Source organism: Janthinobacterium breve, from assembly GCF_051380895.1.
GTDB lineage: Bacteria > Pseudomonadota > Gammaproteobacteria > Burkholderiales > Burkholderiaceae_D > Janthinobacterium.
Genome location: NZ_JBNYXY010000003.1, coordinates 333714 through 351842, shown reverse-complemented (window position 1 = coordinate 351842; position 18129 = coordinate 333714). Strand labels below are relative to the sequence as shown.

Here is an 18129-nt window from a genome sequence, read left to right as displayed (position 1 = left end):
TCTTATACTATTTCCTTTCCGCATGGATCTGCGCCCGGCCGCATGGCGCGCGTTGCAAAGGAAAACCATGTTTTTCACTTTCCGCCTGCCGGGTGACGCATGACGGCGCTGTTGCTGGCACTGTGCCTGACCTTGGCCATGGTGCTCGCCGTGTTGCTGGCCTGTCAATGGCAAGTGGCGCGCATGTGGCGCATGCGCCATGCGACCGGCGTGGTGCTGAAGGCGGCGCAGGCGCAGCGCATGGCAGATGCGTTGGCGCTGCTGCACGCATTGCCGGCGGCCGTCATCGGCACCGACCACGATGGCGTGGTGCAATACCTGAATCCCCGCGCCAGCGCCATGGGTGGCTTGCTGGGTGACGATGGTCTGGGCCAGCCCGTGACGCAGCTGCTGCCGCTGTTCCATGACGGCACACCCATCGATGCGGCGCGCCAGGTGCGCGACTGCGTGGCGCGGCAGGAAGTGCTGGAGGTGGCGCGCGGCGCCGTGCTGCTGCGCCATCTCGACGGCAAGCGCATCGACGTGCAGTACAGCTGCGCGCCGCTGGCGCAGGGCGGTGCGGTGCTGCTGCTGCACGATGTATCGGCCCGCCGGCGCGCCGAGCAGCAGCTGGAATTCATCGCCCACCACGACGGTCTGACGGGGCTGCCGAACCGGCTGCACTTCCAGATCCGCTTTGAGCACGGCATTGCCTACGCGCGCCGCCACCAGGGCTTGCTGGCCGTGCTGTTCGTCGACATCGACCGCTTCAAATCCATCAACGACAGTCTGGGGCACGACGTGGGCGATCAGGTGCTGACGGAGTTCGCGCGCCGGGTGCAGCAGTGCGTGCGCAAGGTCGATACGGTGGCGCGCCAGGGCGGCGATGAATTCATCATCCTGCTGACGGAACTGCGCACGGCGCACGATGCCGAGCGGGTGGCCGAAAAAATCGTCGCCGCCATCGCCGCTCCCTTCGTCATCGGCGAATACAGCCTGTCGGTGGCGGCCAGCGTGGGCGTGGCCCTGTACCCGGACGATGACGACGACGTCAATGCGCTGATTGAAAAGGCCGACCTGGCCATGTATGCGGCCAAGCGTCACGCGCCGGGTACCTGTTTGCGCTACGCCGCGCGCATGCAGACGCAGTCGTATTCGCGCACCATCCTCGAGACGGCCCTGCGCCATGCGCTCGAACGCAACGAATTCGCCCTGTTCTACCAGCCGCGCATGGACTTGAAGACGCGCAGGATCACGGGCGTAAAGGCGCTGTTGCGCTGGAAGCACCCGGAACTGGGACTGATGATGCCGCTCGATTTTCTGCCGGTGCTGGAAGAAAGCGCGCTGATTCTGCCGGTGGGCGCCTGGGTGCTGGCCACGGCGGTGGAGCAGGCGCGCAGCTGGATCGCGCAGGGGCAGATGCTGACGGTGTCCGTCAGCCTGTCGGCGCGCCAGTTCTACCAGCGCGATATCGCGCGCAATTTCGCCGCCGCGCTGGAGGCGGCCGGCGTGCCGGGTCGCTGCATCGAGCTGGAAATCGCCGCTGGCATCCTGATCGACCGCAGCCAGAACTGCGAACTGATACTGCGCCAGTTCCGCCAGCTGGGCATGGCGATTGCCATCAGCGATTTCGGCACGGGCTATGCTTCGCTCAATTACCTGAAACGCTTTCCCACGGATGCCGTGAAGATCGAAAAGTGCTTCGTCGACGACCTGGGCAAGCCCGGTGGCGACAGCGCCATGGTGCGCGCCATCGTGGCGATGGCGCGCACGCTCGGACTGCGCACCATCGCCGGCGGCGTGGAAAGCGGCGAGCAGCTGGAGCAGCTGGCCGAGATGGGCTGCGACGAGGCGTTTGGCTACTACCTGGGCCGCGCCATGGCGCCCGAGGGTATCGAGGTGCTGATCAAAGGTAGTGAAGTCATTCAGAACTGATAGCGCAGCGACAGCATGGCGTTGCGCGGATCGCCGTAGTAGCCGCCCATGCCCGTCGAGTAGTACTTCTTGTCGAAGACGTTATTGACGTTCAGGGTCGCCACCAGCTGCGCACTGACCTGGTACTGCGCCATCAGTCCCGCCACCGCATACGCCTTTTGCGTGAAACGTTCGCCATTCGGTCCGCGGTCATCCATGTAGATATCGCTCTGCCAGTTCACGCCGCCGCCCAGCACCAGGCCAGGCACGCCCTGCGCCAGGCGCCAGGTGGTCCACAGCTTTGCCATGCTCTGCGGCTGGCTGGTCTGGATGCGCGCGCCAGCCGCGTTGCGGATGCGGCTATAGGCATAGCTGGCCGTCAGCTGCCAGTCGGGACGCAGCTGGCCCGATACTTCCGCCTCGACGCCGCGCGTGGTGGCGCCCTTGACCGTGTGGTAGGCGTAGGAACCGCCGCCCGTGCCTATGATCCAGACATTGCCCGGGTCGGCTTCGGCCAGGTTCTCCTGCTTCAGCTGGAAGACGGCGGCGCTGGTGGTGAGCTTGCCGTCGAAGAATTCGCCCTTGGCGCCCACTTCGTAGTTCTTGCCTTCCAGCGGCGCCAGGAAGCGGCTGTTGACGTCGCGCTGGCTTTGCGGCGTGAAGATGCTGGTGTAGCTGGCGTAGGCCGACCAGTGCCGGCCCAGGTCGTAGACGAGGCCCGCATACGGCGTGATCTTGCCGTTTTCGCGCATCGCGTCGTACAGGTCCGTGTCGTTGGCAAAGTCGCTGCGGATGTCGCGCTTCCAGTATGACAGGCGCGCGCCGAGGATCACCGACAGTGCGTCTGTCGGGCGCAGGCGCAGGGTCGAATACAGGCCGCTTTCCCGTTCCTTGTCGTACGAGCTGCCCAGGCGCGTGCCGCTGTAGTCGGGTACCGGCATGGCGCCATTCCAGGCGTGGATATCGGGCACCGTATAGTCATAGCCGGCGAGGCGCCAGTTTGGATAGATGGGACTATTCGTCTTGAGTTCAGAGGCGCTCACGCCCAGCACCAGTTCGTGCTTGCGGCCAAAGGCCTGGAACGGGCCGCTGACATAGGCGTCGAGCGAGGTCTGTTGCGGTTTACTGTGCCAGTTGGCCAGCCACAGCTGCATGCCGCCACCCGTCACGCGGTCCGGGTAGCCGTTGCCGGAAAAGCCCTGCAAGGCGTCGTACTGGTTGCTGCTGCGGTTGACGGCCACCTTGGTAATCCAGTCGTTGTCGAAGTAATGGTCGAGCGTGGCGAACAGCATGCTCTGTTCGCGGTCATACGTGCTCCACGCGGCCGTGCCGTTCATCGAGCGGGGGAAGCGGGTCTGCGCGCCGTCGGCATAGAACATGGGGAAGTCGCGGCCCGCGCCTTTCAGCTTTTCCTTCTGGTAGTTGATGCCGGCGCTGAGCACTGTCGATGGCGTCAGGTCCGCTTCGACGATGGTGTACAGCACGTATTTTTTCTGCTGGTAGCGGTCGATGAACGAGCGCTGGTCTTCATGCGCGGCGACGACGCGCGCGCGTACCTTGCCGTCCGCCGTCAAGGGCGTCGAGACATCGCCCTCGATACGGTAGCGGTCCCATGATCCCAGCTGCGCGCCGGCCGTGGCGGCAAAGCTGCGGCCCGGGCGCTTGCGCACCAGGTTGACGGCCGCCGACGGGCTGCCCGTGCCGCTGATCAGGCCCGTGGCGCCGCGGATGATCTCGACCCTGTCGTAGATGGCCATGTCGTAGGTGCGCGCTTCCAGGTTCTTGCTGGTCGGGATGCCATCGAACATGTACGACGTTACTTCAAATCCCCGTGAAAACACCTGGTCGTATTCGCGCGTGCTCGACGAATGGTCAACCGTGATGCCGGGCGCCTGCAGCAGCACGTCCTGCAACGTGCGCAAGCCCTGGTCGTCGATCTGCTGGCGCGTGATGACGCTGACGGCTTGCGGCGTTTCGCGTAGCGACAGGTTCAGACGCGTGGCGCTAGTCAGGCCCGCGTAGCCGCGCTTGCCTTCCGTGGTGCCGTCGCGCAGCGCGCTGGAGCCGACGGCCACTTCGTCCAGGGTCGCGGCTATCGGCGCGGCAGGCGATCCTGTGCCCGCTTTGCGCAGCACGTAGCTGCATTCCCCGCTGGGCAGTGCATCGAGGCCCGTGCCGGCCAGCAGGCGGGCCAGTGCCTGCGGCACCGTGTAGCTGCCGTTCAGGCCCGGCGTGCGCACGCCCTGCAGCAGTTCGGCCGCCGCGCCCACGCTCACCTTCGCCTCGATGGCAAAGCTGGCGATGGCGGCAGACAGCTCGCCCGCCGGCACGTTGAAGGCCGTTTGCGCGGCGGGCAGTTCTGCCGCCATGGCCGGCGCCTGCGCCAGCGACAGCAGGATCAAAGCGTTGCCGATGGCGCGCGCGAGGGGAGTCAAACGAGGTGGGTGCATGGTCTGGCCTTTCCGGTGAGGTGTCGTTGCAAAATGTCGTTGCAAAATGTCTTTGCAATACTCACAGGACAGGCCATGGTGAAAAAAAGGGCCAGCTTTTCACGATTATTTTTTGCGGGCCACGAGGGTGACCCAGTACGGTGTGCGGTACAGCACGTCGACGGGCAGCATGCGCGCGAGGTTTTCCAGCACGGCGTCGGTGTCGTCGAGCTGGAAGGCGCCTGACAGGCGCAAGCCCGCCACTTGCGGCTCCACGCGCAGCAGGCCGGGGCGGTAGCGTGACAATTCGGCAGCGAAGGCATCGAGGCGCATGTCCTGTGCCGTCAGCATGCCGCGCGCCCAAGCATCGGCCTGCAGCGGCGCCGGCGCCGGCAGGTTGGCGTGGCTGGCGTCGAAGCGGCTTTGCTGGCCCGCCATGACCGTGCGCACGGTGGCCGAGGGCGCGCGCGGTGTCATTTCCACGGCGTGTTCGAGTACCGTCACGCGGCTGCCATCGTCGTCGACGCGCACGGTGAAGCGCGTGCCCAGCGCTCGGATGCGGCCATGGCAGGTGGTGACGATGAAAGGGCGGCTGCCCGCGTGGTCGGGGCGCGTCTGTATCAGGACTTCGCCGCGGCGCAAGGTCAGCCGGCGTTCATCGGCGCCATACGCCACATCGACGGCGCTGTCCGTGTTGAGCACCAGCGTGCCACCATCGGGCAAGGACACTTCGCGCCGTTCGCCCACGCCGCTGCGGTAGTCTGCCAGCATCTCATGGCGCACCAGCAGCCAGGCGGCGGGCGCCGCCATCAGCGCCAGCAGCACTTGCATGGCCACGCGGCGCTGCGGCCGGTGCAGTACGGGCACGGCCAGCGAGGACGGCAGCAGGCCGGCCGTCTGGCTCACTTGCTGTACCCTGTGCCAGGCGCGCGCGTGTTCCGGGTCGAGCGCGCGCCACTGGGCCGACGCCGCCAAGTCATCCGGTGTGGCCTGGCCCGACTGCTCCAGCAAATACCATTCGACGGCCTGGCGCGCCACCTTGCGCGACAGCGGAGGATATGGCGGAGCAGCGGCGCTCATGCCGGCAGGTCCGGCGCCAGCAGCACGCATTCGGTCAGCGCTTCGGCCATGTAGCGCTTCACGGAGCGCTCGCCGATGCCCAGTTGCGCGGCGATGTCCGCAAATGCATGGCCTTCGATCTGCGCCAGGATGAAGACGGCGCGCACCTTCGGTTTCAGGCCGTCGAGCATGGCATCGACCGCTTGCAGCGCCTGCAGGATTTGCGCGCGCTGCTCGGTGGATGGTACGTGGTGTTCGGGCAGGGCTGCCAGCGCGTCCAGCCATGCGCGTTCCAACGACTGGCGGCGCAAGTGGTTGATCAGCAGATGTTTGGCGACTGTCGCCAGATAGGCCTTCGGTGCGCGCAGGGCCGGCGTTTGCGGCTGCAATGGCGCGCCGGCCAGCAGGCGCGTGTAGGTATCCTGCATCAGGTCGGCCGCCTCGGCAGCATTGCCCAGGCGCCGCTGCAGCCAGTGCGCCAGCCAGCCGTGGTGTGCGCGGTAATGGCTTTCCAACTGCGTGGGCAGCAGGGGGGAGGGCGCGAACGGACTGCCTGGCATGATGGAGAAAACCTTAATGCAAATAAGAATTATTCTCATTTTAGCGCGACAGTCGTGCCGATGCAATGCGCTGTTGCTGTGCCACCACGCATGGCAGCACAGCCGCGATAACTACAGCACTGCCAGCGCGATGGCGGCCAGCACGGCCGCGCCGCCGATGACGCGCGCCAGGCGCATGGCCTGGTGGGGCGCGTAGGGCAGCAGCCAGATCAGCAGCAAGCCGCAGCCCGTCAGGCTGCCGACCCAGTAGACGAGGCCATAGCCGCCGCCGGCGATGTGCATGGCCCAGGCCAGGGCGGCCGCCAGCGCCAGCCCGCCCGCCCACTGCAAACGACGGCGCAGTGGTGCGGGTGGTTCGGCGCCGCGTCCGTGCAGGTCCGCGTAGTGGCGGTCCATGGCCAGGCACAGCGACGACAGGCCCGCATAGCACAGGGCAAAGACAAGAAAATTGGCCAGCAGCTCCATCACGCGGCCTCCATCGTCGTTGCCGGCTTGGCCGCGTCCGTTGCTTTTTGCGTCTTCGATGCCTTCACGGGCAGCGGTTTCAATTTGAACGCGGCATACGCCAGGCCCAGGCCCAGCACCAGCACCACCAGGTCGAAGGCAGCCACCGCCACGGGGCCGCGGCCCAGGAACAGGGTCACGCCCAGGTGCGACTCGGTGGTGAAGACGTTCAGCACGGGCAGGGACGCCAGCAGGAAGGCGCCTACGGCCAGCTGCATGCGCCACATGGCGCGCGAGGGACGCAGCTGCGCAATGAGGGCGGCCAGGGCCCAGGCGCCAAAGAAGCAGGCGATTTCCTCTTGCGGCCGGTCTTCCATGCCGACCGGCAGCAGGCGGTTGGCCCAGAAATAGGCGCCGAAGGCGATCGGGATGCCGGCGATGGCGCCGATGTTGAGCGCTTCGACCAGGCGCAGGCCGAAGCTGGCGCGCTTGCCGGCGGCCAGCGCCTTGGCCTGCTTCTGGCGCGTCTTGACGGCCCACAGCAGGGCACCCGTGGCGACCATGGCGCAGCCGGCCAGGCCGGAGAGGAAGAACAGCGCGCGCAGCAGCGGCCCGCCGAAGTGCGCGATGTGCAGGCCGACCATCACGCCGTGCGTGGCGGCCGCGCCGGGCAGCGCATCGCCATCGGTCGACAGCAGCTGGCCGGAAATGCCATCGAATTCCATCGACGGCTGCTTCGACGACATGCTGCGTCCGGCCTTGCGCGACAGCGTCACGGTGGCGTTGGCGTCGCCCGGATGATTCACGGAGATGCGCTCGACCTTGCCACCCCAGTGCTGTTCCGCCTGGCGCACGAGGGGCGCCAGCGGCGTCAGCGGCGCGGCCACGCCGGCCGGCTTGCTGTCGCCCGAGCGGCCGGGAAACGCTTCGGCGAAGAAGGCATCCTGGTCGCCCTTGTAGGCGGCCGTGGCGCCCGATGGCATGTACAGGAACATCAAGGTGACCAGGCCCGTGTAGGTGATCATGATGTGATAGGGCAGTGCCAGCACGGCTGTCACGTTGTGCGCATCGAGCCACGAACGCTGGCCCTTTTTTGGCCGGAAGGTAAACAGGTCCTTGAAGATGCGCTTGTGCGTGACAATGCCGCTGATGATGGAGACGAACATGAACATGGCGCAAAAGCCCACGATCCAGCGGCCCCAGATGGCGGACATGTAGTGCAGGTCGAAGTGCAGGCGGTAGAGGAATTCGCCGCCCCGCGTTTCGCGCGGCTTCGATAGCACCTCGCCCGTGGCCGGGTCGGCGGCTTCGCTATGGAAGTTGCCGCGCCGTCCGCGTTTCTTTTCACCGGCTTGCGATGGCTTGCTCCAGCCCAGCTGCGTGGCGGGATTGCGCTCGCCGGGCAGGCTGATGAACCAGCGCGTGGCGCCCGTGGCCCGCTCCTGCATTGCCTGTTGCGCAACCTTGGCAGCTTCTTCCGTCGTCACCTTGGTGGCGGCGGCGCCATGCAGTTCGGGCTGCATCCACACGGTGATTTCATTGCGGTAGTAGCTGGCCGTGCCGGCGCAAAACACCAGCAGCAAAATCCAGCAGACGAGCAGGCCGGACCAGGTGTGCAGCCATGCCATCGACTGGCGGAAACCTTCTTTCATGCGAAACTCCAGGATAGTGCATCCATCAACTGCAGGATGGCGGCGATGACGGCGGCGGGGATCGCGAGGCCCAGCCAGGCGCGCAGGGCGCTGCGCGTGGCGAAGACCCACATCACCACGCAGGTGTAGATGGCAAACGATAGCAGGGTGGCCGTCATGACGGCTTCGGATCGGGCCATGGGCAGGCTCACCGACAGCAGCATGGTGACCAGCGCTGCCAGCACGTAGCCGCCAACGATGGCGGCCACGCTGCGCGAAGCCACGCCGAGGCGGTAGAGCGCGCCGGCGGAGAGCCGCAGACGCGCGATTTTTTCAGTGGTTTCAGTATGTGCAGGCGCTTGCATGGTCAGTCGTGATCCTTGCTCGGTGGCAGGGCCGGACCGGCCGGCAGCGGCGCCACGCCTTGCGGCTGCAGCAGGCTCAGGGTGGTCACGAACATGGCCTTGTCATAGACTTGCGCGCCGCGCTGGCCGGCCGTCTTGTCCGTGTGCTGCACCTCCAGTACATAGGTACCCTTCCATGGTAGCGGGAAGCTGACCAGGCCTTGCGCATCGCTCCATGCTTCCTTGCCCCAGCCTGACTGCACCACCGCGTTGACCTTGGCTTGCGCCAGCGGCTTGCCCTGATAGCTGACCTGGAACTGGCCCGGTTTGCCGGTCGGCACCAGGTCCAGCGTCAGCGCGGGCGCTTGCGCCTTGGCGTCGGCGATCAGGCGCGCGGCCGGGACCCACACGGTGCGCGTGGCCTTGCCATCCTTCTTCTCTTCCCACGACGGGTAGTTGTCTTCCTCGACGATGATGCTTTCGCCGGCGCCGACCTTGCCATTCAGGATGAACGCGCCGGCCGTCTTGCTCGCCTGCAGCGGCTTGCTGCCGGATGGCGAAATCCACGTCACGCGCCGGATGCTGAACTTGTCCAGCAGGCCGGGCGACGCTTCGTGCAGGTTGTCGCCGAATTCGCCGAAATACACGCTGGCCGCCTTGCCGTCCTGCTGCAGCCAGATCTGGTGCGCGCTGGCAGCGCCGGACAGGGCAAGGCCGGCCAGCAAGGCGCTGGCGAGGGCGCCGAGGCGCGCGATGGAGATGATGTGCATGGTGTATCCCTTGTGCTCTTTAGGTGAAACGGAAAAGGCGGCCGCAGCGGTGCATCAGTACTGGGAAGTGGCCACGGCAGTGCCGGCCGGAAAATGTGTACGCGCCATGCAACATCCTTCTTCTCGTCTGCCGCTGTCGTGCAGCTGGCGTGTTCGATATGGAGGCTTGCTTGGCGGTGGTGCCTGGCTGGCGTAGCGTGTCATCCAGTCGCGCATCAGTCAGGCGACTGCGCGCACACTCCGGTGGGAGTCGCAAATGTGAATGAGAACTATTCTTATTATAATGCGGAGTTGTGAGACGTGCAAGAGTGCGGTGTGGCAATGATGCCGCCATGCGATCGCGATGCCCATGTCGCGCTGATGGAGGCCGAAGGCTGCCGGCGCCACGTTCAGGCGGCCGTCGTACAGCTCGTCCCGTCACGCCCGCTTCATAGGTGTCGCCCACCATGGGTTTCAACGGTTGTCCGCCCAGCAGCAGGTGCAACTGCGGATTGAATTCCCGGCGCGTACTGGCATAGGCGCCGTAATGCTGCTCGTTCAGGTCGGCAGCAGCCTCCCGGTTGCGCCAGCAAAAGTTCAACAGTTCTTGGTAATAGCGTGTAACCACGGCGTCCGATGTATGAGTCCGCAGCCAGGAATGCCGCATATGAGAATGATTTTCATCATGTGGCATGCCGGGATGCGGCGCAAAGCGGTTTGGCGCACCGTCGCAGGCGTACAACGCTTTGCCGCTGGTACTGCATACGCTACCATGGGAAGTTAATATGGGGGCAACATGACTACTCAAATCATCAATACGGCGCCGATAGCTGGTCAGCGGCCCGGCACCTCGGGCTTGCGCAAGAAGGTGGCTGTCTTCAGCGCACCGCAATACCTGGAAAACTTCGTGCAGAGTGTTTTTGACACGCTCGGCGACTGCCGTGGCCAGACCCTGGTGCTGGGCGGCGACGGGCGCTTTTACAACCGCACGGCCATCCAGACGGTGCTGCGCATGGCGGCCGCGCACGGCTACGCGCGTGTGCTGCTGGGGCAGGGCGGCATCCTGTCGACGCCGGCCGTCAGCTGCGTGATCCGCAAGCATGGCGCCAGCGGCGGCATCATCCTGTCGGCCAGCCATAATCCCGGCGGCCCCGATGGTGATTTCGGCATCAAGTACAACATCGCCAATGGCGGCCCGGCACCTGAAAAGGTCACTGAAGCCATGTTTGCGCGCACGCAAACCATCACCGAATACCGCATCAGCGACGCGGCCGATATCGACCTCGATGCCCTGGGCACTGTGCGCATCGAGCAGATGACGGTCGAAGTGATCGATCCGGTTCTTGACTACGCGGAACTGATGCAGCAGCTGTTCGATTTCGACGCGATTCGCGCCCTGTTCGCGGGCGGCCTGCGCATCTGTTTTGACGGCATGCACGCCGTCTCCGGCCCGTATGCGACGGCCATCCTGGAAGGCATGCTGGGCGCGCCGAAGGGCAGCGTCATCAACGGCGTACCCTTGGAAGACTTCGGCGGCGGCCATCCCGACCCGAACCCCGTCAACGCGCAGGAATTGATTTCCATCATGGCGGCCGCAGACGCACCGGACTTCGGCGCCGCCTCGGACGGCGACGGCGACCGCAACATGATCGTCGGCCGCCGTTTCGACGTGACGCCCTCGGACAGCCTGGCCATCCTGGCCGCCAACGCCAGCGTCGCGCCAGGCTACCGTGGGGGCTTGAAGGGCATCGCCCGCTCCATGCCGACGTCGGGCGCGGCCGACCGGGTCGCTAGCGCGCTGGGCATCCCGTGCTACGAGACGCCCACGGGCTGGAAATTCTTTGGCACCCTGCTCGACGCCGGCATGGCCACCTTGTGCGGCGAGGAAAGCTACGGCACGGGCTCGAACCACGTGCGCGAAAAGGATGGCCTGTGGGCCGTGCTGTTCTGGCTCAACCTGCTGGCAGAGAAAAAACAATCGGTGGAAGACATCGTGCGCGCGCACTGGGCCACGTATGGCCGCCACTACTATTCGCGCCACGATTATGAAGACATCGACAGCACCGGCGCACAGCGACTGATGGAGGCCGTGCGCGGCCAGTTGGCCGCCTTGCCGGGCCAGGTGTTCGATGGCTACACGGTGGCGCTGGCCGACGATTTCGGCTACACGGATCCCGTCGACGGCTCCGTGGCGACGCAGCAGGGCATCCGCATCATCATGACGGATGGCGCGCGCATCGTGCTGCGCCTGTCCGGCACGGGTACCGAAGGCGCCACCCTGCGCCTGTACCTGGAGCGTTACGAAGCCGATCCCGCGCAGCATGACATCCCGACCCAGCAAGCGCTGGCGGGACTGATCGCCGTGGCGCAGCAGCTGGCGCAGATCCGCGCGCGCACGGGGCGCGACGCACCGACGGTGACGACGTAAAAAAAGGGCGCCCGAGGGCGCCCTTCTTCATTGCGGCAGATCAAACCGGCATCATGCTTTCGCCGGGACCACCGCCTGGCGGTAGTTGTCGACCATCTTGTAGCGTCTTGCATACAGGCCGAAGGCCAGCATGGCGACGGCGGCAAAGGCGGCGAAGAAGAACATCTGGAAGGCCGTCACGCTGATGCCGCTTTCGGCGATCTTGCCGATCACGCCTTCGTTCATGACGCTGCGGTTGACGATCAGCACCCACAGATTGCCCACCGTGGTCGACAGATTCCAGAAGCTCATGATGGCGCCCTTCATCGAGACGGGCGCCTGGCTGTAGGCAAACTCCAGTCCTGTCGCCGAGACCAGCACTTCGCCGAACGTCAGCAGCGCGTACGGCAGGATCTGCCACATGATGGAGACGGCGTTGCCGCTGTCGAGGGCCAGCTGCAAGAGGCCGATGACGATCCAGGCCAGCGAGGAAAAGCCGATGCCGGCCGTCATGCGGCGCAGGGCTGTCGCTTCCAGGCCGAAGCGGTTCAGCATCGGGTATAACACCAGGTTGTTGAACGGGATCAGCAGCATCACCAGCATCGGGTTCAGCGCCTGCATCTGCGCTGGCAGGAACCAGCTTGGTTTTTCCATGGTGTTCGCTTGCACGATCCACGTCGAAGCCTTCTGGTCGAACAGCGAGAAGAAGGGCGTGACGAGGGCGAAGATGACGAGGATGCGCAGCACGGCGCGCACGCCTTCGACGGCTTCGTCCGGGTGGATGCCGCGCGCGCGTTCCAGCTGCATGGCTGTGCCGATGCTGCCGAAGGCCAGCAGCAATACCAGCGCCGTACATGCTGCAATCACGAAGCCCCATTCGGGAATGCTGTAGAACGAATAGAGGGCGCCGATCACGCCGACGTAGGCCACATACAGGCCGGGACGCGAACCGCCATCGACGCGCGCCAGCAGGGCCGTGCGGGCCACGCGGGTGAACGAATCGGGATTTGGCGGCGCCGGCGGCACGTGCACGTATTTTTTCGCGCCCATCCAGAAGACGAGGGTGGCGGCCAGCATCATCAGGCCGGGGATGCCGAAGGCGATCGACGGACCGAAGTCGCGCAGGAACATCGGCATCAGCAGCGAAGCGAAGAAGGAGCCGAAGTTGATGATCCAGTAGAACAGATCGAAGACCAGCTTGGCCTTGTGCTTGTTGGTCTGGTCGAACTGGTCGCCGACAAACGAGGCCACGAGCGGCTTGATGCCGCCGGAACCGAAGGCGATCAGGAACAGGCCGAAATAGAAGCCGTTGACGCTGTTTTCAAACAGGGCCAGGCAGGCATGGCCGGCGCAATACACGAGGCTGAGCCAGAAGATGGTGTTGTATTTGCCGAAGAAGCGGTCGGCCAGCCAGCCGCCCAGCAGCGGGAAGAAATACACGCCGATGACGAAGGTGTGGAAGACGTGCTTGGCTTCGCCCGTGCGCTGGTCGATCGGGATCATCAGCAGCAAGGTGCTGATGAGGAATGGCGTCAGGATGTTGCGCATGCCATAAAAGCTGAAGCGTTCGCAGCCTTCGTTGGCGATGATGTAAGGTATTTGCCGGGGCATCTTGCCCGTGGCGGTTTGTGTCTCGGCCGATGACATTGGCTCTCCCCAAGTTTTTTTTGTAAGCCGCGATGCTAAGGCCTGCCGCGTTTGCTTGCAACAGAAAAAACGGCCTGTCCGCTATTTCGCAGGGATTTGTAAGGTATTGATTTTCATAAAGACATTACTTTCGGCACTTGCACGGGCAGGACGGGGCAGCAGCAGTTGCAGTTGCAGCATGCTATCCGATGCGGGGCTGTCCGCCAGGGTAAAACCGCAGCCCAGGTACAGGCTCAATGCCGCGTGCTTGTCCTGCGCCACGGCCAGGCGCACGCGGCCCAGCTCGGGAATGGCGCAGGCATGGTCGATGGCCGCCTGCACCAGCTGCCGTCCCGCGCCGCATCCACGCGCCTGCGGCGCCACATACACGCCCCACAGGCTGGCCTTGTCATGCACGACGGCGATCGGTTCGCGACGCAGGCCGGCAATGGCGATCAATTGTTCTTCGTTGAAAACGCCAAATATTATTTGGTGGGAAGTGGTGAGCAAGCGCTGGGCTATCTGTGCCAGCGGCAAGCCGCTTTCCGCTGCGTGCGTGGTGCAGAAAGCGGCGGGCAGTTCGGCGATGCCGGCCAGGCGCAGCGCGCGGTAGGCGCTGGCGTCGTCTGGCGTGAGGGGGCGGACAGTGGTGGCGGGCATGTGGGCGAGTATCGGGCTTCGATGCCAGAAAGTAAACCTTGCATTTAGGTGGTCTCAAACATAAGATATATCTTATTACGATATATCTTAAGGAATGCCATGTCTCTTTTTCTTTGCGGCACGCACCCGCTGCGCGCCGCAGCCCACAGCCAGGGCGATGCGCCGGGCATCGCTGCCAGCGTTGCCTATCCTGTCCCCGTCGCGCGTGGGCCGAAAATGTTTGACGCGGGCACTTTGCGTTATCTGGTGCTGCAATTGATCGCCGACAAGCCGCGCCACGGCTACGACATCATCAAAGCCATAGCCCAGCGCGCCGGCGGCGCCTATGCCCCCAGTCCCGGCGCCATCTATCCGCTCATGCATGGCCTGGTGGGACACGGTTACGTGGCCGTCAGCCTCGATGGTAACAAGAAGCTGCACAGCATTACACCGGAAGGACTGGCGTTTCTGGAGGCGAACCGTGCGTATGTCGACGCGATTGCCGCCAGGGTCGATGCGCCGGCCGGTGCTGACGACGATCTGCGTCACCTGATGCACGAGCTGAAGGCGGCGGTGCTGGCGCGCAGGCGCGCGGGCGATGTGGATGGCGTGCGCCTGGACGCCATCCGCGCCATCCTGCGCCAGGCGCGTACCGATATCGAGGCGCTGGCATGACGGCCGCATCGACGGTCGCGCCCGTTCCCCTGCTGACCCCGGCGCGCGAGCGCGCGATGCTGTGGCTGCTTGCGCTGACGCAATTTACCGTGATCATGGATTTCATGGTGATGATGCCGCTGGCGCCCCAGCTGATGCAGGCGTTCGGCATCGGCCCGGCCGCCGTTTCCGGCGCCGTCTCGGCCTACGCCTGGTGCGCGGGCCTGTCCGGCTTGCTGGCGGCCACGTATATCGACCGTTTCGACCGCAAGAAGCTGCTGTTGACCATGTTTTTCCTGTTTACCGTGTCGAACCTGGCTTGCGCGCTGGCGCCGAACTTCCATGTGCTGCTGTGGTCGCGTGCCTTTGCGGGGCTGACGGGCGGCGTGCTGGGCGCCATGGTCATGGCCATCATCGGCGACGTCATCCCTTCCGAGCGGCGCGGCGCGGCCACGGGCATCGTCATGACGTCGTTTGCCATGGCGGCCGTGGGCGGCGTGCCCGTCGGCGTGGTGCTGGCCGCGCACTTTGGCTGGGCCTCGCCGTTTTTCCTGCTGGTCGTGCTGTCGCTGCTGATCTGGCTGGGTGCGGCGCGCGTGCTGCCCTCGCTGACGGCGCACATGGGTGCGGCTCCCACGCCGCTGCGCCAGGTGCTGCCGAAGCTGCTGGCACTGTTCCGGGAGCGGCGCCACCTGGAAGCGTTTGCCTTGTCCATCGTCAACATGACGGCGGGCATGCTGGTGATTCCCTTCATTTCTCCCGTGCTGGTGGGCAATATGGGGCTGGCGCCGGCCGACGTCACCTGGGTCTATCTGGCGGGCGGCTGCGCCACGATCTTCACGGCGCGCCTGATTGGCCGCTGGGCGGACCGGGCCGGCAAGCAGCAGGTGTACCGCTGGGTAGCCCTGCTGTCGATCGCGCCATTGCTGTTCATGACGCATCTGCCCCAGCTGCCGCTGCTGGCGCTGATGCTGGCGTTTCCGTTTTTTATGGCCCTCGTTTCGGGACGCACGATACCGCTGCAGGCATTGCTGACGACGATCCCGGAGCCGCACAAGCGCGGCGCCTTCCTCAGCGCCAATTCGGCGCTGCAAAGCCTGGGCAGCGGCCTGGGCGCCTGGCTGGGCGGCCTGACTCTGCAGACGGACGCGGCCGGCCATATCAGCGGCTATGGCATCAATGGCTGGCTGGCGGCGGCTTTGTCGCTGTGGACGGTGTGGTGGGTGGCGCGTGTGCGCGGCGCCGCGCCGCAGGGGGCGCCGGCCTAGGGGGGAATTACTGCGTGGCGATGCGCTGCATGGGCGCGTTGTCCTTGCGCCATTGTTCCAGGCTCAGCAGATCACCTGTGACGATGTCGTCGACGAGGATGCGCTTGCCGTCGGGCGTGACGACAAAGCTTTCCCAGCGGTGGGCCGCGTCCGGCGTGTTTTCGAAAAAGCTCAGCTGATAGCAGGCGACGCCATCGACCAGGCGCGTCTCGGGCGACGTTTCCATCACGGCGCCATGGGCGCGGCCACCCGAAGCCTTTTCGATATGCGCCGACCACGCCTTGATTTCCGGCAAAGCCATCAGCGCATCGACGGCGCGCGCGTTCTGCTCTTGCGCCGCCTGGCTGCTCGCGGCCGGGCCATTGCCAGCGTGCGGCGCGGACTGCTGGTGCAGATAGAAAGCGCCGAGCCCGGCGGCCAGCAAGCCTGCCAGGATGCCGGCGATGATGGTGGTTTTGGAAGAAGAGGCGCGTGGCGGCATGATGGTGGCATGAGAAAGAAGGACGATGGCGGCCATGCTAAAGCAAAATGCGCGGGCCGGCAATCGCCGGGCTTGCCAAACGGATGGCCATTGGGTTTGCCAAACGGGTTTGGCAAACGGGTTTGGCAAGTTAACAGGCGAAAAAAAAGCTACCTTCCGTAGAAGATAGCTTTTTGGGGCTGCCGGGCAGGCGCAAACAGCTTTTGGTCTGCCTGTGCTGTCCCGGCGTGTGCGGCTGCGCGCGCCGTCGCCTGCGCGCACAGCCGCAGGACATTACATCATGCCGTCCATGCCGCCCATGCCGCCCATACCACCCATGCCGCCGCCCATGCCGCCGCCTGCTTTGTCGTCAGCGATTTCGCAGACCATGCAGTCGGTTGTCAGCATCAGCGAAGCGATCGAAGCGGCGTTTTGCAGCGCCGAACGGGTCACTTTGGCTGGGTCCAGGACGCCCATTTCAACCATGTCGCCATACGTGCCGTTGGCAGCGTTGTAGCCGTAGTTGCCCGTGCCAGCCAGTACGGCTGCCACGACGACCGAAGCTTCTTCGCCAGCGTTTTGCACGATCATGCGCAGTGGCTCTTCCATTGCGCGCAGGACGATCTTGATACCGGCATCTTGATCAGGATTGTCGCCCTTGACCGTGATGTTGGCGCGTGCGCGCAGCAGGGCTACGCCGCCGCCTGGCACGATGCCTTCTTCCACGGCAGCGCGGGTAGCGTGCAGTGCATCTTCAACGCGTGCTTTTTTCTCTTTCATTTCGACTTCGGTGGCTGCGCCAACCTTGATCACGGCAACGCCACCAGCCAGTTTGGCTACGCGCTCTTGCAGTTTTTCACGGTCGTAGTCCGAGGTCGCTTCTTCGATCTGTACACGCACTTGTTTCACGCGTGCTTCGATCGAAGCAGCTTCGCCGGCGCCATCGATGACGATGGTGTTTTCCTTGCCCACTTCGATGCGTTTCGCTTGGCCCAGTTCGGCCAGGGTTACTTTTTCCAGGGTCAGGCCGACTTCTTCAGCGATCACTTGGCCGCCCGTCAGGACAGCGATGTCTTCCAGCATGGCTTTGCGGCGGTCGCCGAAGCCAGGTGCTTTCACTGCGCAAGTTTTCAGGATGCCGCGGATGTTGTTCACAACCAGGGTCGCCAGCGCTTCGCCTTCGATGTCTTCCGCGATGATCAGCAGTGGACGGCCAGCTTTTGCGACTTGTTCCAGTACCGGCAGCAGGTCACGGATGTTCGAGATTTTCTTGTCGCACAGCAGGACGAATGGGCTGTCCAGTACGGCAACTTGTTTCTCTGGGTTGTTGATGAAGTATGGCGACAGGTAGCCGCGGTCGAACTGCATACCTTCAACGATGTCCAGCTCGTCGTTCAGCGACTTGCCGTCTTCCACGGTGATGACGCCTTCTTTGCCGACTTTTTCCATCGCTTCAGCGATACGCTCGCCGATCGAGTAGTCCGAGTTCGCCGAGATCGCGCCAACTTGGGCGATTTCTTTGGTCGTGGTGCAAGGACGGGCGATTTTCGCCAGTTCTTCGACGGTCGCAGCAACCGCTTTGTCGATACCGCGCTTCAGGTCCATCGGGTTCATGCCGGCGGCAACGAACTTCATGCCTTCGCGCACGATAGCTTGTGCCAGCACGGTCGCGGTGGTGGTGCCGTCGCCGGCGTTGTCGCTGGTGCGGGAAGCAACTTCCTTGACCATTTGCGCGCCCATGTTCATGAGCTTGTCTTTGAGTTCAACTTCTTTCGCTACCGACACACCATCCTTGGTGACGGTAGGGGCGCCGAACGAGCGCTCCAGGACCACGTTGCGGCCTTTCGGGCCCAGCGTTACTTTGACTGCGTTGGCGAGGATATTGACGCCTTCGACCATCTTGGCGCGCGCTGCGTCGCCGAATACTACTTCTTTAGCTGCCATGTTCAATTCTCCTGAGTTTCGG

15 protein-coding genes are annotated in these 18129 nt (G+C 64.6%); 4 read left to right on the top strand and 11 right to left on the bottom strand.

The features are described 5' to 3' along the window. Positions 1–99 precede the first annotated feature (99 nt). Positions 100–1914: a putative bifunctional diguanylate cyclase/phosphodiesterase gene (locus ACQ4W0_RS07025; protein WP_436576096.1), complete on the top strand. Its 1815-nt coding sequence runs from the start codon at positions 100–102 to the stop codon at positions 1912–1914. Here the strand turns inward: ACQ4W0_RS07025 and ACQ4W0_RS07020 are convergent. The 7 genes from ACQ4W0_RS07020 to ACQ4W0_RS06990 all read right to left on the bottom strand — a co-directional run bounded on the left by ACQ4W0_RS07020 (position 1905) and on the right by ACQ4W0_RS06990 (position 9130). Further along, positions 1905–4343 (bottom strand): TonB-dependent siderophore receptor, encoded by a 2439-nt coding sequence (locus ACQ4W0_RS07020; protein ID WP_436576095.1) that lies wholly within the window; start codon positions 4341–4343, stop codon positions 1905–1907. The genes ACQ4W0_RS07025 and ACQ4W0_RS07020 overlap by 10 nt on opposite strands. Positions 4344–4448: 105 nt before the next feature. Next, positions 4449–5402 (bottom strand): FecR domain-containing protein, encoded by a 954-nt coding sequence (locus ACQ4W0_RS07015; protein ID WP_436576094.1) that lies wholly within the window; start codon positions 5400–5402, stop codon positions 4449–4451. Then, positions 5399–5941, bottom strand: a complete 543-nt coding sequence (locus tag ACQ4W0_RS07010; RefSeq protein ID WP_436576093.1) for a sigma-70 family RNA polymerase sigma factor — start codon at positions 5939–5941, stop codon at positions 5399–5401. The genes ACQ4W0_RS07015 and ACQ4W0_RS07010 overlap by 4 nt, the downstream gene beginning before the upstream one ends. A gap of 111 nt (positions 5942–6052) precedes the next feature. Further along, entirely contained in the window at positions 6053–6406 is a 354-nt protein-coding gene (locus tag ACQ4W0_RS07005; protein WP_436576276.1) for a DUF3325 domain-containing protein, read from the bottom strand. Beyond that, positions 6406–8037, bottom strand: a complete 1632-nt coding sequence (locus ACQ4W0_RS07000) for a PepSY-associated TM helix domain-containing protein (RefSeq protein ID WP_436576092.1) — start codon at positions 8035–8037, stop codon at positions 6406–6408. Before ACQ4W0_RS07000 ends, ACQ4W0_RS07005 begins: the two co-directional genes overlap by 1 nt. Continuing rightward, the gene (locus tag ACQ4W0_RS06995) at positions 8034–8381 is read right to left on the bottom strand and encodes a DUF3649 domain-containing protein (protein ID WP_436576091.1); all 348 of its coding nucleotides are present in this window, start codon (positions 8379–8381) and stop codon (positions 8034–8036) included. Before ACQ4W0_RS06995 ends, ACQ4W0_RS07000 begins: the two co-directional genes overlap by 4 nt. A 2-nt stretch (positions 8382–8383) precedes the next feature. Continuing rightward, on the bottom strand, positions 8384–9130 hold the full coding sequence (locus tag ACQ4W0_RS06990; RefSeq protein WP_436576090.1) for a DUF4198 domain-containing protein: 747 nt from the start codon (positions 9128–9130) through the stop codon (positions 8384–8386). Positions 9131–9905: 775 nt separating this feature from the next. Here ACQ4W0_RS06990 and ACQ4W0_RS06985 point away from each other — a divergent pair. Beyond that, a complete protein-coding gene (locus tag ACQ4W0_RS06985) occupies positions 9906–11537 on the top strand; it encodes an alpha-D-glucose phosphate-specific phosphoglucomutase (RefSeq protein ID WP_436576089.1) in 1632 nt (543 codons plus the stop codon). A gap of 51 nt (positions 11538–11588) precedes the next feature. On the opposite strand, the gene ACQ4W0_RS06980 is transcribed toward ACQ4W0_RS06985, so the two are convergent. Further along, the gene (locus tag ACQ4W0_RS06980) at positions 11589–13163 is read right to left on the bottom strand and encodes a POT-type proton-dependent oligopeptide transporter (protein WP_436576088.1); all 1575 of its coding nucleotides are present in this window, start codon (positions 13161–13163) and stop codon (positions 11589–11591) included. An 81-nt stretch (positions 13164–13244) separates the two neighbouring features. Further along, positions 13245–13802, bottom strand: a complete 558-nt coding sequence (locus tag ACQ4W0_RS06975) for a GNAT family N-acetyltransferase (RefSeq protein ID WP_436576087.1) — start codon at positions 13800–13802, stop codon at positions 13245–13247. A 99-nt stretch (positions 13803–13901) separates the two neighbouring features. On the opposite strand from ACQ4W0_RS06975, the gene ACQ4W0_RS06970 reads away from it, so the two are divergent. Then, entirely contained in the window at positions 13902–14456 is a 555-nt protein-coding gene (locus ACQ4W0_RS06970) for a PadR family transcriptional regulator (protein WP_436576086.1), read from the top strand. After that, a complete protein-coding gene (locus ACQ4W0_RS06965; protein WP_436576085.1) occupies positions 14453–15703 on the top strand; it encodes an MFS transporter in 1251 nt (416 codons plus the stop codon). Before ACQ4W0_RS06970 ends, ACQ4W0_RS06965 begins: the two co-directional genes overlap by 4 nt. Positions 15704–15710: 7 nt before the next feature. On the opposite strand, the gene ACQ4W0_RS06960 is transcribed toward ACQ4W0_RS06965, so the two are convergent. Both ACQ4W0_RS06960 and groL read right to left on the bottom strand, forming a co-directional pair. Then, entirely contained in the window at positions 15711–16220 is a 510-nt protein-coding gene (locus tag ACQ4W0_RS06960) for a hypothetical protein (RefSeq protein ID WP_436576084.1), read from the bottom strand. A 237-nt stretch (positions 16221–16457) separates the two neighbouring features. After that, on the bottom strand, positions 16458–18107 hold the full coding sequence (gene groL / locus ACQ4W0_RS06955) for a chaperonin GroEL (RefSeq protein WP_010400981.1): 1650 nt from the start codon (positions 18105–18107) through the stop codon (positions 16458–16460). Positions 18108–18129: the final 22 nt, after the last annotated feature.